The organism is Janthinobacterium saanense (genome assembly GCF_014200675.1).
Taxonomy (GTDB): domain Bacteria; phylum Pseudomonadota; class Gammaproteobacteria; order Burkholderiales; family Burkholderiaceae_D; genus Janthinobacterium.
Map to the genome: position 1 here is coordinate 1 of NZ_JACHCI010000018.1, position 12,832 is coordinate 12,832.

Annotated in this window: 14 protein-coding genes; 4 read left to right on the forward strand and 10 right to left on the reverse strand. The window is 62.2% G+C overall.

Going from position 1 to position 12,832, the window contains the following annotated elements:
- Nucleotides 1–165: 165 nt before the first annotated feature.
- Nucleotides 166–912 (forward strand): SDR family oxidoreductase, encoded by a 747-nt coding sequence (locus tag HDE72_RS20950; RefSeq protein ID WP_183745054.1) that lies wholly within the window; start codon nt 166–168, stop codon nt 910–912.
- Here the strand turns inward: HDE72_RS20950 and HDE72_RS20955 are convergent, their stop codons facing one another.
- From HDE72_RS20955 to HDE72_RS20980, 6 genes are all read right to left on the reverse strand, one after another.
- Complete coding sequence (locus tag HDE72_RS20955; protein ID WP_183745057.1) at nt 913–1,842, reverse strand: efflux RND transporter periplasmic adaptor subunit; 930 nt, start codon at nt 1,840–1,842, stop codon at nt 913–915.
- 30 nt (nt 1,843–1,872) lie between these two features.
- Nucleotides 1,873–2,073 carry a DUF1656 domain-containing protein gene (locus HDE72_RS20960; RefSeq protein WP_183745060.1) on the reverse strand — a complete coding sequence of 67 codons (201 nt, stop codon included), beginning with the start codon at nt 2,071–2,073 and terminating at the stop codon, nt 1,873–1,875.
- The gene (locus HDE72_RS20965) at nt 2,063–4,222 is read right to left on the reverse strand and encodes an FUSC family protein (RefSeq protein ID WP_260176839.1); all 2,160 of its coding nucleotides are present in this window, start codon (nt 4,220–4,222) and stop codon (nt 2,063–2,065) included. The genes HDE72_RS20960 and HDE72_RS20965 overlap by 11 nt, the downstream gene beginning before the upstream one ends.
- Nucleotides 4,223–4,236: 14 nt before the next feature.
- Nucleotides 4,237–4,743, reverse strand: a complete 507-nt coding sequence (locus HDE72_RS20970) for a MarR family winged helix-turn-helix transcriptional regulator (RefSeq protein WP_183745063.1) — start codon at nt 4,741–4,743, stop codon at nt 4,237–4,239.
- Between the two features lies 1 nt (nt 4,744).
- Complete coding sequence (locus tag HDE72_RS20975) at nt 4,745–6,241, reverse strand: efflux transporter outer membrane subunit (RefSeq protein ID WP_183745066.1); 1,497 nt, start codon at nt 6,239–6,241, stop codon at nt 4,745–4,747.
- Between the two features lie 170 nt (nt 6,242–6,411).
- Nucleotides 6,412–6,714 carry a DUF4148 domain-containing protein gene (locus tag HDE72_RS20980; protein WP_183745069.1) on the reverse strand — a complete coding sequence of 101 codons (303 nt, stop codon included), beginning with the start codon at nt 6,712–6,714 and terminating at the stop codon, nt 6,412–6,414.
- Between the two features lie 361 nt (nt 6,715–7,075).
- On the opposite strand from HDE72_RS20980, the gene HDE72_RS20985 reads away from it, so the two are divergent.
- Nucleotides 7,076–7,381: a hypothetical protein gene (locus HDE72_RS20985; RefSeq protein ID WP_260176840.1), complete on the forward strand. Its 306-nt coding sequence runs from the start codon at nt 7,076–7,078 to the stop codon at nt 7,379–7,381.
- A 46-nt stretch (nt 7,382–7,427) separates the two neighbouring features.
- Nucleotides 7,428–7,892 (forward strand): DUF2244 domain-containing protein, encoded by a 465-nt coding sequence (locus tag HDE72_RS20990; protein ID WP_183745072.1) that lies wholly within the window; start codon nt 7,428–7,430, stop codon nt 7,890–7,892.
- Between the two features lie 3 nt (nt 7,893–7,895).
- On the opposite strand, the gene mgrA is transcribed toward HDE72_RS20990, so the two are convergent.
- Nucleotides 7,896–8,936 carry an L-glyceraldehyde 3-phosphate reductase gene (gene mgrA / locus HDE72_RS20995; RefSeq protein WP_183745075.1) on the reverse strand — a complete coding sequence of 347 codons (1,041 nt, stop codon included), beginning with the start codon at nt 8,934–8,936 and terminating at the stop codon, nt 7,896–7,898.
- Nucleotides 8,937–9,038: 102 nt separating this feature from the next.
- Between mgrA and HDE72_RS21000 the strand changes: the two genes are divergently transcribed.
- The gene (locus tag HDE72_RS21000) at nt 9,039–10,574 is read left to right on the forward strand and encodes a CYTH and CHAD domain-containing protein (RefSeq protein ID WP_183745078.1); all 1,536 of its coding nucleotides are present in this window, start codon (nt 9,039–9,041) and stop codon (nt 10,572–10,574) included.
- Between the two features lie 15 nt (nt 10,575–10,589).
- Here the strand turns inward: HDE72_RS21000 and HDE72_RS21005 are convergent, their stop codons facing one another.
- From HDE72_RS21005 to HDE72_RS21015, 3 genes are all read right to left on the reverse strand, one after another.
- Nucleotides 10,590–11,462, reverse strand: a complete 873-nt coding sequence (locus tag HDE72_RS21005) for a Kdo hydroxylase family protein (RefSeq protein WP_183745081.1) — start codon at nt 11,460–11,462, stop codon at nt 10,590–10,592.
- Between the two features lie 104 nt (nt 11,463–11,566).
- Nucleotides 11,567–11,938: a lysozyme inhibitor LprI family protein gene (locus HDE72_RS21010; protein WP_183745084.1), complete on the reverse strand. Its 372-nt coding sequence runs from the start codon at nt 11,936–11,938 to the stop codon at nt 11,567–11,569.
- 141 nt (nt 11,939–12,079) lie between these two features.
- On the reverse strand, nt 12,080–12,517 hold the full coding sequence (locus tag HDE72_RS21015) for an MFS transporter (RefSeq protein ID WP_311735267.1): 438 nt from the start codon (nt 12,515–12,517) through the stop codon (nt 12,080–12,082).
- Between the last annotated feature and the right edge of the window lie 315 nt (nt 12,518–12,832).

Below are 12,832 nucleotides of genomic sequence, written 5' to 3' on the forward strand. Positions count from 1 at the left end.
GGCCCGATCGAAAATTCGACCGGGCCGTCAAGGCAAAACCTCAGCGCTATGCCACTCGCGTTCTACGAAAACCTGCTTAAGTGAACGGCATTACCGCCTTGTGCGGGTTTTTTTACGTCTGGAGCATGCGCGTATGATGGCTGCATAACACCACAAGGAGGGGCGATGAAAGAAGTGATTTTGATTACGGGTAGCAGCCGTGGCATCGGGGCGGCGACGGCCTTGCTGGCGGCGGATCAGGGCTATGCCGTGTGCATCAATTATGTGCGCGATGCGCAGGCGGCCGAAGCTTTGTCCTCGCGCGTCAATGCAGCAGGGGGCGAGGCGATCGCGGTGCAGGCCGATGTCAGCCAGGAGGCCGATGTGGAACGTTTGTTTGCAGAAGTCGATGCGCGCCTGGGGACGCTGACGGCGCTGGTCAACAATGTCGGCGTGCTGGAACAGAAGTGCCGCCTAAGCGATATTTCCGTGCAGCGCCTGGAGCGCGTGCTGCGCACCAATGTGATCAGTTACTTCCTGTGCTGCCAGCAAGCGGTGCGGCGCATGTCGACGGCCACGGGCGGCCAGGGCGGCAGAATAGTGAACGTCTCGTCGGTGGCCGCGCGCATCGGTTCCGCCGGCGAATACATCGATTACGCCGCATCAAAAGGCGCGGTGGACACCCTGACTATCGGCCTGGCGAAAGAGGTGGCGGCCGAGGGCATCCGCGTCAATGGCGTGCGGCCCGGCTTGATCTACACGGACATACACGCTTCGGGCGGCGAGCCGGGAAGGGTGGCCCGCCTGGAAGCGGGCGTGCCGATGCAGCGCGGCGGCCAGCCCGAAGAAGTGGCCGAGGCTATTTTGTACTTGCTGGGGCCGGGCGCCAGCTACATCACGGGCAGCATCCTCGACGTGGCCGGCGGGCGCTGATCAAGCCTTGGGCGCTGTGGTTGCTGAAGTTGCTGGCGCTGCCGGTTTTGCCGGCGCCGCCTTGGCTGGCGCCGAGCGCGGCGTGATCACCACGGTGCAGGTGGTGCCGGCCACCAGCACCTGGTCCTTGGCCTGCTGGTCGATCTGGATGCGCACGGGGATGCGCTGTGCCAGGCGCACCCAGTTGAAGGTCGGGTTCACGTCGGCCAGCAGTTCGTGGCCGGTGGCGGCGTCGCGGTCGGTGATGCCGCGTGCGATGCTTTCAATATGGCCGCGCAGAATGCCGCCGCTCATCAGCGTCATTTCCGCCTGGTCGCCCTGCGCCAGCAAGGGAAGCTTGGTCTCTTCGAAATAGCCGACCACATAATAGGACGCGCTGTCGATGATGGCCAGCTTGGGCGCGCCCACGGCGGCGAAATCGCCCTTGTGCACATTCAGGTTGGTGACATAGCCGCTGACGGGCGCGCGCACCACGGTGCGCTCCAGGTTCAGTTGCGCCAGCTCGCGGGCGGCCAGCGCAGCGCGTACCTGTGCGCCGGCCGAGGTGGCGGCGTAGCTGGCCGTTTCGCGGTTTTCGGCCGAGACGATGCTGTCGTCGAGGCTGGCGCGGCGCTGGGCTTCCTTGCCGCGGCGGCCTTGCTCGGTCTTTTGCGCGGCCAGCACGGCGTCGGCCTGGGCCAGCGCGCTGGCATAGCGTTCCTTGTCGACGATGAACAGCACGTCGCCTTTCTGCACCACCTGGTTATCGCGCACCATCACGTCCGTGACGGTGCCGGCCACGTCGGCGCTGATGTTGACGATATCGGCCTTGATATGTCCATCGCGCGTCCATGGCGATTCCATGTAGCGGTCCCAGACGGTCTTGCCTATCCAGACGGCGGCGGCCAGGAGCAGCAGGGTGATGGCATAGCGGGTCAGTTTGTTTATCATGACAGCATCTCTTATGTACAGATTGAATGATTATTTATAGATCGACAAGGTCAGCGCGCCAAAGATGGCGACGAAGATGCATAGCCGCACCAGCGATGGATGCCAGACCATGCGGTAGAAGCCCAGCCAGCCCAGAAAAGCGTCGAGCACCGCCTGCAGGGCGATACTGAGGAAAAATAGCGGCAGCAGGGTGGGAATCAGAATCCCGAAAAAGGCGAATTCACGCGGCATGAGGGTCTCCGGCGTCTTGCGCCATATTGTCGAGTAATGAAGTGTAAATCGAGTGCAGGTCGGCCAGCGCCGTCTGCAGGCGCACGGCCCGTTCCGGCGGACACGTCGCTTGCGCACCGCGCACCGCGCTGCCCGCGTGCAGGATGGCGGCCAGCGCCGTTTGCCGGTCTGTTTCGCTGTGCGTGCGCAGCCAGCCGGTGATGCTGTCCACGCAGTGCTGCAGTGCCTGCACCGCCTGGTCGGTGGCGCCGGCGCTGGAGGTGGCGATCAGGTCGCGCAGTTCGAGTACCGAGTGGCCGATTTCCAGCAAGGTCAAGGCCTGGCGCACCACGGCGCGCGTCTCTTCGTCAGGGGTGGGACCGGCCGCCGCATTGAGTTGGCTCAGCAGATCGCGCATGCGGTTGTCGAAGCGGTGCTGGCCGAACAGGCGCAGCTGGCGGGCGGACGCGGTACAGGCGCGCAGGGTTTCGCGCCACAGGGCGCGGCCCACATGGTCTTTATTGCCCATGGTGTGTTCGGGCAGGATCACGGCCGACACCACCAGCGCCAGGATCAGGCCGGCGATCAGCGCGATGCTGGTATTGAGGAAGCCGGTGGCATCGAGGTGCAGCACATTGGTCGGCGCTACCTGCGTGATGAAGATGGCCAGGCCCAGGCCGATGCCGGCCTTGGCCGGGTTCGTCAGCAAATACAGGCCGACGGCGAGGAAGGGCGCAAAGCTGAGCATCAGCATGGGAAAACCGTCGGCATGCACCAGCAGGAAGTACAGGCAGATAAAGGCCAGGGGAAAACCGATCACGAAGCCGATCAGCACACCGCGCACCATGGCGATCGGGCGCGGCGACGAGGCGGACAGCGCGCAAAAGACGATCGCCATCAGCATGGCGACACCGGCTTGCGGCCAAGCCAGGAAATAGGCGCCCAGCGCCAGCAGGCCCACGTTGAGCGCGGCGCGCACGCCGCTGGCGATCACCAGCGCGGGCGGCGTCTTGGGCGCATAGGCTTGTGGCGCGGTGATGGTCAGCGCCGTGCCGTGGCGCAGGCTGAAATACACAGCGTGAAAGCGGCTCATGTCGCGTGCAAAGCGTTCCAGCAATTCGCAGGCAGTGTCGAAATCGATGCGCTGCGCATGCGCGATGTCTGCCGCCTGGATCTGCTGGCGCGCCTCGGCCAGCGCCGCCTGCAGGTGCAGCTGCATGGTGTCGAGCGACTCTTGCGACGGTGTCGCCTGCAGCGCTTCGGCGACGATGGCGTACAGCGGCGCGCAGGCCTGCATCACCGGTGACTCATCTTCGCGGCGCATGCGTTCGTACAGGCGGTGAAAGGTATAGAAAGTGGTCAGCGCCGTCATGAACGAGGCATTGAAAGCATGCAGCTTGCGGTTTTGCCCGCGTGCGTGGCTGACCGCCTCGCTCAATTCAAACAGCGCGGCCGAGCGGCCATGTTCCAGCGCCGCCACGTCGGCGGCAAATTGCAGATGCGTCACTTCGACCTGGGCCGGAGTCAGCTTTTGCTGCAGCACGTCCTGGCAAAAGGCCAGGAATTTGCCGTAGCGCGCGTCGACCGTGCGCATCACTTGCGTGCCCTGGTGGCGCGGCAGCAGCACGCTGGAAATGGCGGCCGAGCAGATGATGCCCAGGCCGACTTCGGCCGCCCGCGTGACGGTCAGTGCAAACACTTGCGTGGGCTGGTCGATGGCCGGCAACGCGATGATGCACGCCGTGTAGCCGGACAGCACATACACATAGGACTGGGCGTTGCGGTACAGGGTGGCGCCGCTGGTGCACAGGCCCACCCACAGGGCCAGGCCGGCATACAGCAGCACCGGCTGCTGCGGGAACAGGCCGATCAGGGTCAGCGCCGCCAGGCAGCCGAGCAGGGTGCCGCCCAGGCGGTACAGGCTTTTTTCCAGCACCATGCCGCTGCTGGGCAGGGCCAGGATGATGGTGGTGGTCATCGCCGTGCTGGGCGAATCGAGGCCCAGGCGGTAGGCCAGCCACAGCGCGCAGAAGGCGGCGACCAGGGTCTTGAAAACGAAGATCCAGCGTTCGCCTTCGGTCGCGCGCCAGTCTGTCAGCGCCTGCGCCAGCCAGCGGGCAGCCTGGCGCAAGGGGCCGGGCAGGGGGAGTGGTGCGGAGGCTGGCGTCATCGGTGCAGTGTCTGTCAGTTCTGGCTATTGAGGATATTGAGGTTGCGCAATTGGCGCATATACATTTTGTCGAGCACTTGCAGCTCTTCTTCCGTAAAGTCGGCATACAGCAAGGCGGTTTCCTTGTAGACGTCGGGCAGGGCTTTTTCGATCAGTTCGCGGCCCTTGTCGGTCAGCGAGATCATCACCGAGCGGCGGTCGCCAGGGCGCGTGCCGCGATGAATCAGGCCACGGCTTTCCAGGTCGTTGCACACGCGCGTCAGGTTGGCCGGTTTTTCATGCGAGGCCAGGCCCAGGGTGCAGGCGTTCGAGGTTTCACCGTCCGTGCCATACAGCACGGCCAGCACCATATAGCTGGCGTCGACCAGGTCATGCTTTTTCAGCGCGGCATTGGTCAGATCCTTCATGCCTTTTTGAATGTTGTAGGTCATGCGCAACAAACGCATCAGCTCCAGCGGAAAGCCTGGCATGCGCGTGCTGATAGTCTGCAGGCGCCTGGAGGTGGCGTCAAAAGCAATCATCTCATTCCTTCACTGTAGATAAAGCGTTAATTGTATCGTGTTGCGCAGCCTGTTGATCAGCTTGTTGACCGTCGGCAATATGCGTCTCGATACCGCCACCCAGTGCATTCATCAGGGAAACGTACAAGTCCAGTTCACGCGCGCCGTTCTGCGCCTGCTGCTGGTCTTCCGCCAGCAGGGCCACTTGTGCATTGAGCATATTGATGGCGTCGCTCATGCCGGCCTTGTAGGCTTTTTCGGCCAGGTCGCGCGTGCGCTGCGCCGTGGCCAGCGCCTGCCGCGTCAGTGCGTTCTGCTTTTGCAGCGACTGGGCGCTGGTGACGGCGTTGGCCACGTCCGACATGGCCTGGATCACGGTGGCGTTGTATTGCTCCACGGCCCCGTCGTAAATGGCTGTCTGGTTGCCCAGCTGGGCGCGCAGGCGGGCGCCGGCAAAGATCGGCAGGCTCAAGGCGGGCGTCACGCCGCGAATTTGCGAATTGCCTTCCAAAAACTGGCTAAAGCCAAACGATTGCAAACCAGCAAACGCGACCAGGTTCACATTGGGATAAAACTCGGCCTTGGCCGCATCGATGCGGCGGGCGGCAGCTTCGACTCGCCAGCGCTGGGCGGCGATGTCGGGGCGGCGGCCGATCAGGTCGGCAGGCAGGGCCTTGGGGATGGCCAGCGGACGGTCCAGGCGCAGCACCGGGCGTGTCAAGGCGGCGCCGGCGGCCGGTCCCTTGCCTGACAGCGCGGCCAGCTGGTTGCGCAGCAGGGCCAGTGTTTCGGTCGATTGTTCCAGCTGGCGGCGTCCGGCCGGCAAGGTGGTTTCGATCTGCGCCACATCCACGTCGGTGCCGATGCCGGCTTGCTGGCGGCGCTGGGTGATGTCGAGAATGTGCGCGCGCTGCGCCAGGCTGCGTTCGATCACATCTTGCAAGGTGAATTGATAGGACAGCTGGATATAGGTGCGCACCAGCGCTGTTTCCAGGGTCAGGCGGGCCATCTGCGATTCGGCCGACGCCAGTTGCACGTCGCCCAGCGCGGCGGCCAGCGCGGCGCGGTTATGGCCCCACAGGTCCAGGTCGTACGAGGCGCTCACGGTGGCCTGGTTGCGCCAGGCGTAATTGCCGGCCAGCGGCGGGGGCGTCGTGCCATTGGTGGCATACAGTTCACGGTTAATCGACACATCAGCCTGGCCTTGCGGACGGGTTTTTTCCTCGGCCGCGCCGGCCAGCGCTTCAGCCTGGCGCACGCGCGCCTGGGCGCCGCGCAGGGTGGGGCTGCCCGTCAGCGCCTGCTGCATCAACTGATTTAATTGGGGGTCTTGCAAATCTTGCCACCATAAGGCGCGCGGCCAGGCGATGGCGGCGGCGCTGGCGTCGTCGATGGCTTTGCCTGCTTGCAGGCTGTTCGGGTCCAGCATGGCCGATTGCGGCGCGATATGGCCCATGTCGGCGCAAGCGCTCAAGGCAAGGGTCAGGCTGGCGGCAAGGAAACGGCGGTGCAAGGACATGGCTAACTCCAGAGGAAACTCCAGGACAGGGTCGGGGTCGGTGGCGTGGAATAAAGGTAAGTGTGGCGGGTCGCGGTGAGCGTCGGGAGTGGCCCGAATGCTGCTGCGCCGCAACTGCGCTATTGGGTCAAGTGCGCCCGCTGACTGGCTCGCTTGACAGGCTTGCTGGCTTATTTGGCGACTTGATGACGGGTTTGGGCTACATCAAAATCGGCTTCCGTTTGCGGGATCTGGCCAGCCTTGCGGGCGGCGTAGAACTCGGCCATGACTTGCTCGCGCGTCACTGTGCTGGGAGCGGCGGCTGGGGTGGCAGGGTAGGCGGCCACGCTGGTCGGGATTTCGCCGGCGTCGCGGGCACGGATGTATTGTGCCTGGCTGTCGCTGACGGTTTTCGGCGCAGGAGCGCTTTGGGCAAACGCCGAGCTGGCGGCGGTGATGGCAAACAATGCGGCTAAAACTGACTTGGCTTGCATGATGAAACTCCTAGAGCTAAGTGGCTGGGTGGATGGGCCGGATCGCCACATACCGGTCGGTTCGGCAAGGCTGGCTGATGGGTGTTGCCTGCCGATGAAGCATGTTTCTTGATGGGAAGCGTGCTTACTTGAGTGAACTATATCAATGAATAGTACATTTGTGAAGTAAGTATTTGTAAGCAATTGTGCATTGCCACATTTTTACGCAGAGCAATGCCTCGCAGCCGTGCGCCGTACTCCGGCGCGGCGGCGTAGGATGATTTTCAGGTAAGGGCGGGAGCGTCAGCGTAAAATGACGACCGGGCGGCAGCAGGCCGCCATGGCCAGCAGGGCAATATTGTTGAAGAGGATGTAAGCGCAGATGACGGACGAAAAAGAAAAAGGCTTGATGTCGATGTTCGAGGGCTCGCGCTCGCGCGAGTTTTTTGGTGAGAAAAGTACCACCAGGCATTTGCCTTGGAGCATCTTGGTGGTCTTGCTGGCGCTGACATTCTGGCTGGTGCTGGCCCTGTCGGCGGCGGAAAACCAGCGTTACGCCTTGCAGACCAAGGCTTGCCAGGATCGCATATTTCCCACCGAACTGGATATGGGCTGTCTGGCGCAGGTGAAGTCCCGCCAGCACTGGTGGCAGCATGTGGGCCATGCCCTGGTGCATCTGGGGAGCTGATAGCGCTGCATGCCGTTCGATGTAGGAGTTTATTGCCGGAGGCGCCATGCCACGCGATTGCTCAAGAGAACAAGCTGTATGGCTGTTTAGCCGTCACAGCGCCTTGACGGTGCGCCAGTTGCTGCGCGCCTATGGCTTGCTATGTTTCTTTTCCACCAGCGTTGCCCTTGCTTTCGCCTTGCGCGGCTACTGGTACATTTCCCTGTTTTCCATGCTGGAACTGAGCGCGGTCGCCGCCGCGCTGCTGTATTACCAGCGCCATGCGCGCGATTATGAACAGATTTCCCTGTGCGATGGCGTCTTGCTCGTCGAGCAAGTCAGTGCGCGGCGCTACCGCTGCAGCAGCTTTGAGCCGTGGTCCACGCGTATCAGCGTGCCGCGCGGCCCGCGCCAGCTGATACGCATCGCGGCGCGGGGCCGGCATGTGGAGGTGGGACGCTACGGCACGCACGAACGGCGCCGGCAGGTGGCGCAGGAATTGCGCGCCTTGCTGCCGGGCTTGCCACCTTGAAACTTACTTTGCGCGCGACGGTTTTTCCCACAGATTGATATGGCCTTCGCGTGCCTGCTCGTCGATGGCGCGTAACTCTGCCTCGGTGAAACTCAGGTTTTGCAGCGCCGCCACGTTTTCGCGGATTTGCGCACTGCTGCTGGCGCCGATCAGGGTCGACGTCACACGCGCGTCACGCAGCACCCACGCCAGCGCCATCTGCGCCAGGGTTTGTCCGCGCTGCTGGGCGATCTGGTTCAGGGCGCGCACGCGGGCCAGGTTTTCTGCGCTCAGGTGCTTGCTGGTCAGCGAGCCGCCGCCCGGACGGTTGACCCTGGCGTCTTGCGGCACGCCATCGAGGTATTTGTCGCTGAGCAAGCCTTGCGCCAGCGCCGTGAATGTGATGCAACCCATGCCTTCATCCTGCAAGGTGTCGAGCAAGCCATCTTCCTCGATCCAGCGGTTGAGCAGATTGTAGGAAGGCTGGTGTATCAAACAAGGCACTTTCCAGTCACGCAGCAGCTTGGCCGCTTCGGCCGTCTTTTGCGGCGAATACGACGACAGGCCCACATACAGCGCCTTGCCTTGCTGCACGGCCGTGGCCAGCGCACCCATGGTTTCTTCCAGCGGCGTGTCGGCGTCGTAGCGGTGCGAATAGAAAATATCGACATAATCGAGGCCCAGGCGCTGCAGGCTTTGATCGAGGCTGGCCAGCACGTATTTGCGCGAACCGCCGCCCTGGCCATACGGGCCCGGCCACATATCCCAGCCGGCCTTGGTGGAAATGATCAGTTCATCGCGGTAGGGCAGGAAATCGTCGCGCAGCAGCTTGCCGAAATTGCTTTCCGCGCTGCCATAAGGTGGCCCATAGTTATTGGCCAGGTCGAAATGCGTGATGCCCAGGTCGAAAGCCGTGCGCAGCATGTCGCGCTGCGCATCGAGGCTGTTGCTGTCGCCAAAGTTGTGCCACAGACCCAGCGATAGTAGCGGCAGTTTCAGCCCGCTGCGTCCGCACGTGCGGTATTGCATGGTGTCATAGCGATTGTCGGCGGCGTGATAGGTCATGTTGTCTCCATAATTTAAATCGGTGTATCGCCTATTGTGGCGCAAAATCACAGTCTGCGTGCGCTTTACAATGGCGCTACAAGAGTCTCACGAGGAGCAATCATGGAAATCGAATTGAAACTGCTGCTGGCGCCAGAAGATGTGCCGCTGCTGCGCGCACACCCGCTGCTGGCGCCGGCGCCACAGTTACTTGCCATGTACGACATCTACGTCGATACGCCGGATTTGCAACTGTGCCGCCACCAGGCAGGTTTACGCGTGCGCCAGGTCGATGGACGCTGGGTGCAGACGCTGAAGGCTGGTGGCCAGGTGAGCGGCGGCCTGCACAGCCGTCACGAATGGGAAAGCGAGCTGGCCAGCCCTGCGCCCGACCTCGATGCGCTGGACGCAGCCATCGGCCGCAAGCAGCCCGTGCGTGCGCTGCTGCGCCAGCCGGAAATCCGTGCTGGCTTGCAGGAAGTATTTACTACGCGCATGGAAAGGACGGTGTGGCAATTGCATACGCCGCAGGGCGACCATATCGAATGCGTGCTGGACCAGGGCGTGATCGAGAGCGGCGAGCGCAGCGTGCCCGTCAGCGAAGTTGAACTGGAATTGAAGCAGGGGCAGGAGGCCAGCCTGTTTGACGTGGCGCTGCTCCTGCTGCGCGAAGTGCCGCTGCAGCTGGGGCATATGAGCAAGGCGGAACGCGGTTACCGGCTGGCGGCGCCACAGCCGCGCAAGGCCAGCAAGGCCCAGCCTTTGTCGCTGGACGCCGCGATGACGGTAGAGCAAGTCTTCCAGGCCATCGCCGCCAATTGCCTGGAACAGGTGGGCGGCAACCAGGATGGCGTCATTCAGGGAGCGGACGTGGAAAGCCTGCACCAGATGCGCGTGGGCTTGCGCCGCCTGCGCTCGGCGCTGGGCATGTTCAAGGCTCTGCTGTCCTTGCCAGCAGAGCTGCAGGATGCGCTGGACTGGCTCACCGGCGCGCTGGGCGAGGCGCGCGACTGGGATGTGCTGGCAGGCCAAACCCTGGCCCAGCTTGAGGGCGAGGCGGGTCCCGGTCCCGGTCCCGGTGCGCTGGCGCAACTGACGCAGGCAGCCCAGGAGCTGGCGCAGGAAAAGCACCGACTTGCTGCGCAGGCGGTCGCTTCGACCCGCTACACGGCGCTGGTGCTGGGTTTGCAGCGCTGGCTGCATGGCTGCGACTGGCGCAGCAGCCGCACGCCGCGCCAGTTGCAGCGGCTCGATGCCGGTGTGCATGGGTTTGCGCAGCGTACCTTGCGCGCCGATCAGCGCCGTCTGATGAAACGTGGCAAGCGCTTGCTGCATGCCACGCCGCAACAGCGCCACCGCGTACGCATCGCCGCCAAGAAGACGCGTTACGCCACGGAATTTTTTGCCTCGCTATTGCATACCCGCAAGGTGCGGCCCTACGTGGGGCGGCTGTCGGTATTGCAGGATGCGCTGGGGGCCATGAATGACGTACGGGTGGCTGACCGTCTATTGCAAGAGTTGCCCAATGGTCAGGCGGATCTGCAATTGCAAGCGGCCTTTATCCGTGGTTATCTGGCAGCCCGCGCACAGGCAGGCGATGGCCAGCGCCGCATGGACAAGGCCTGGCGGCGCCTGGTAAAGACAGCTCTGCCCGTCTGACCTTGAAGAAAACGGCTACACCAGGCTGCGGCCCAGCTGGTTTTCCAGGATGGCGAGCGGTGACTTGGCTGGGTCGCCCATCGCGGCCACCGGCAGCAGCCAAGTCTGTTCCAGCGCATGCTGGCCGCGCAGGGCCGCGTGCGACACCAGGTCGGTGTACACCATCCAGGTTTGCCCCGGCGCGAACGCATGCGTGTATTGTTCCACCTGTGCCTGGTAAGCCAGGTCGGCCTTCATGCGGTCGTGCAGTTGCAGCATGTAATGATCGTAAGGCGTGCGCAAGCTTTTGGTTACCTTGATCCAGCGCAGCAGCGCTGCCGTGGCGGCGCTGGGCTTGGGCATGGCGGGCAGGAAGTGCTGCGCCACCTGGCTGAATGGTGCGCCCAGTTTCCACACGCGCGGCGCGCCATGCGGATTGATATTGCTAAACACGCGCAAGATGCGTTTGCCATGCGTGGGCGAAGACGGAAAGCTGTCGACATGCAAGCGCGTATCGTCCTTGCGCCAGGACATGCTGCGGCCGGCGATTTCCGCCGGGCGAAAGCTGGTATTGCCTTGTTGCAGTTGCGAGGCATAAGTGGGTAGCAGATTCGATAGCAGGGTGCGCGTTTGCACTGCGTAGCGCTCCAGCATGCTCGCCAGCAGACCGGCGTCATAGGCGTCGCCCTGGCCGCGCACGCCGCGTGCGGCGTCCCAGCTGATACTCTTGGTCTTGCCGGACATCGTGCTGATGTCGTTCAGCAAGCTTGCTTCTTGCTGCATATCAAAGCTTAACTGGGGAAGCAGTACGACATGACCGTCTTCCAGTGCCTGTAGTGCTGTGTTTTGCTGTTCTGCACTGCAACTGTCTTCCCAGTGCGTGAGAGCTAATTCGGTTAGTGTGGCCATGGACACAACTCCTTACTGGAATTGAGGAAAAATAATATAGCGTGATCCAGGTATGGCGCCTTTGCGTCAGATCATGTTTGCCAGTATTTGCCGGTGTTTGACAATCACAGCTTGCTGTTCAGGCAGCCCGAGCTGGCGCATTCGCGCACGCGGTCTTGCAGGAATTGCGAGCGTGTGATGGTGGTCGTGGTGGCGCAATCGAGGTTCACATAAAAACCGCCTGCGTCGCTTTTCGAGCAGCTTTGGTTGCGTGCGCTGATCCAGGATAATTGACCGGATTTCAATGCTTGTTTACCAGCATTATCCAGCTTGGCGCTGAGCTTTTTGTAGTTTTCATTGAGCTCTTTATCGGCTTCCTGATAGACCTTGTTCAGGCAATACAGGCCGTCGAAATCGTTCTTGGGTCTGTCGCAGGCAGAATTGGCCATGGCAGCGCCGGAAGAAAAGACGAGCAGGGCGAGGATGAGTTTTTTCATTTCTCTCTCAGGGTGTTGATGAAAGCAGCTTTGATGACAGCAGCCGCTTGGCCATCAAATTTTGCATATCGTATAACAATATCGCTTTCCACCCCTGTTCGTTTGCTCCGGGCAAGCGCTGCGTGCCCGGAGACTTGTTTTTTATCTGGCCTTGACACCCTCCTTTGCCGCGTTTGCGGCCGGCAAGTCATCCGTGATTTCCTCGTAGGACAAGCCACGCGTTTTCGGGCCGTAGCGCAATACCACGGCCACGCTCAGCAGCAGCAGGGCGATGATGACGGCGAACACGCCCGGCACGCCCGAACGCAGCAGCACGAAGGCGATCACATAGCTGCTGGCCGCGCCCGCCAGGCGGCTGAACGAGTAGATCAGCCCCACCGCCTTGGCGCGCAGATGGGTGGGAAACAATTCGCTGCGGTAGGTGTGCGCGGCGGTCGACTTGATTTCGATGGCGATGGTCAGCAGCACGCCAAACAGTATCCACATGGCCGCGCTGTCTTGCCGGGCGAACAGCAAACCGAACACGGCGCCCAGCACGCCGACGATGGCCACTTGCCATTTGCGCTCGATAACTGAAATAACTGGTACCTCTTGGCCGTCGTACTATCCGGTGATTGGTGTGCACAGATAGTGATTTGGAATCTGGCAAGAACGTGGAAAATGTCGATATGCAACAACTATTTTTCAGAGGCCAGGGTGGGTTTCCACCGCTGGCTTGGGCGCATTGCCTCTCGGGTGTGATTTTTTCGTCGGGCCAATGGGTGGCGATTCCGAGAAACTAAGCCAATGGGTGGCGATTCCGAGAAACTAAATGAGATGCTGTTTATAGCCAGAGATAGCTACGTACACTCCCTAGTTGTCTAGAGTCGTGTGATTGATCTTGACTCCAATACA

Bases quoted from the DNA above. Each gene is read 5' to 3' on its own strand.
- mgrA (WP_183745075.1), bottom strand. From the start codon at position 8,936: ATGACCTATCACGCCGCCGACAATCGCTATGACACCATGCAATACCGC.
- HDE72_RS21005 (WP_183745081.1), bottom strand. From the start codon at position 11,462: ATGGCCACACTAACCGAATTAGCTCTCACGCACTGGGAAGACAGTTGC.
- HDE72_RS20960 (WP_183745060.1), bottom strand. From the start codon at position 2,073: ATGCCGCGTGAATTCGCCTTTTTCGGGATTCTGATTCCCACCCTGCTG.
- HDE72_RS20980 (WP_183745069.1), bottom strand. From the start codon at position 6,714: ATGCAAGCCAAGTCAGTTTTAGCCGCATTGTTTGCCATCACCGCCGCC.
- HDE72_RS20955 (WP_183745057.1), bottom strand. From the start codon at position 1,842: ATGATAAACAAACTGACCCGCTATGCCATCACCCTGCTGCTCCTGGCC.
- HDE72_RS20975 (WP_183745066.1), bottom strand. From the start codon at position 6,241: ATGTCCTTGCACCGCCGTTTCCTTGCCGCCAGCCTGACCCTTGCCTTG.
- HDE72_RS20950 (WP_183745054.1), top strand. From the start codon at position 166: ATGAAAGAAGTGATTTTGATTACGGGTAGCAGCCGTGGCATCGGGGCG.
- HDE72_RS21010 (WP_183745084.1), bottom strand. From the start codon at position 11,938: ATGAAAAAACTCATCCTCGCCCTGCTCGTCTTTTCTTCCGGCGCTGCC.
- HDE72_RS20990 (WP_183745072.1), top strand. From the start codon at position 7,428: ATGCCACGCGATTGCTCAAGAGAACAAGCTGTATGGCTGTTTAGCCGT.
- HDE72_RS20970 (WP_183745063.1), bottom strand. From the start codon at position 4,743: ATGATTGCTTTTGACGCCACCTCCAGGCGCCTGCAGACTATCAGCACG.
- HDE72_RS20985 (WP_260176840.1), top strand. From the start codon at position 7,076: ATGACGGACGAAAAAGAAAAAGGCTTGATGTCGATGTTCGAGGGCTCG.
- HDE72_RS21000 (WP_183745078.1), top strand. From the start codon at position 9,039: ATGGAAATCGAATTGAAACTGCTGCTGGCGCCAGAAGATGTGCCGCTG.
- HDE72_RS20965 (WP_260176839.1), bottom strand. From the start codon at position 4,222: ATGACGCCAGCCTCCGCACCACTCCCCCTGCCCGGCCCCTTGCGCCAG.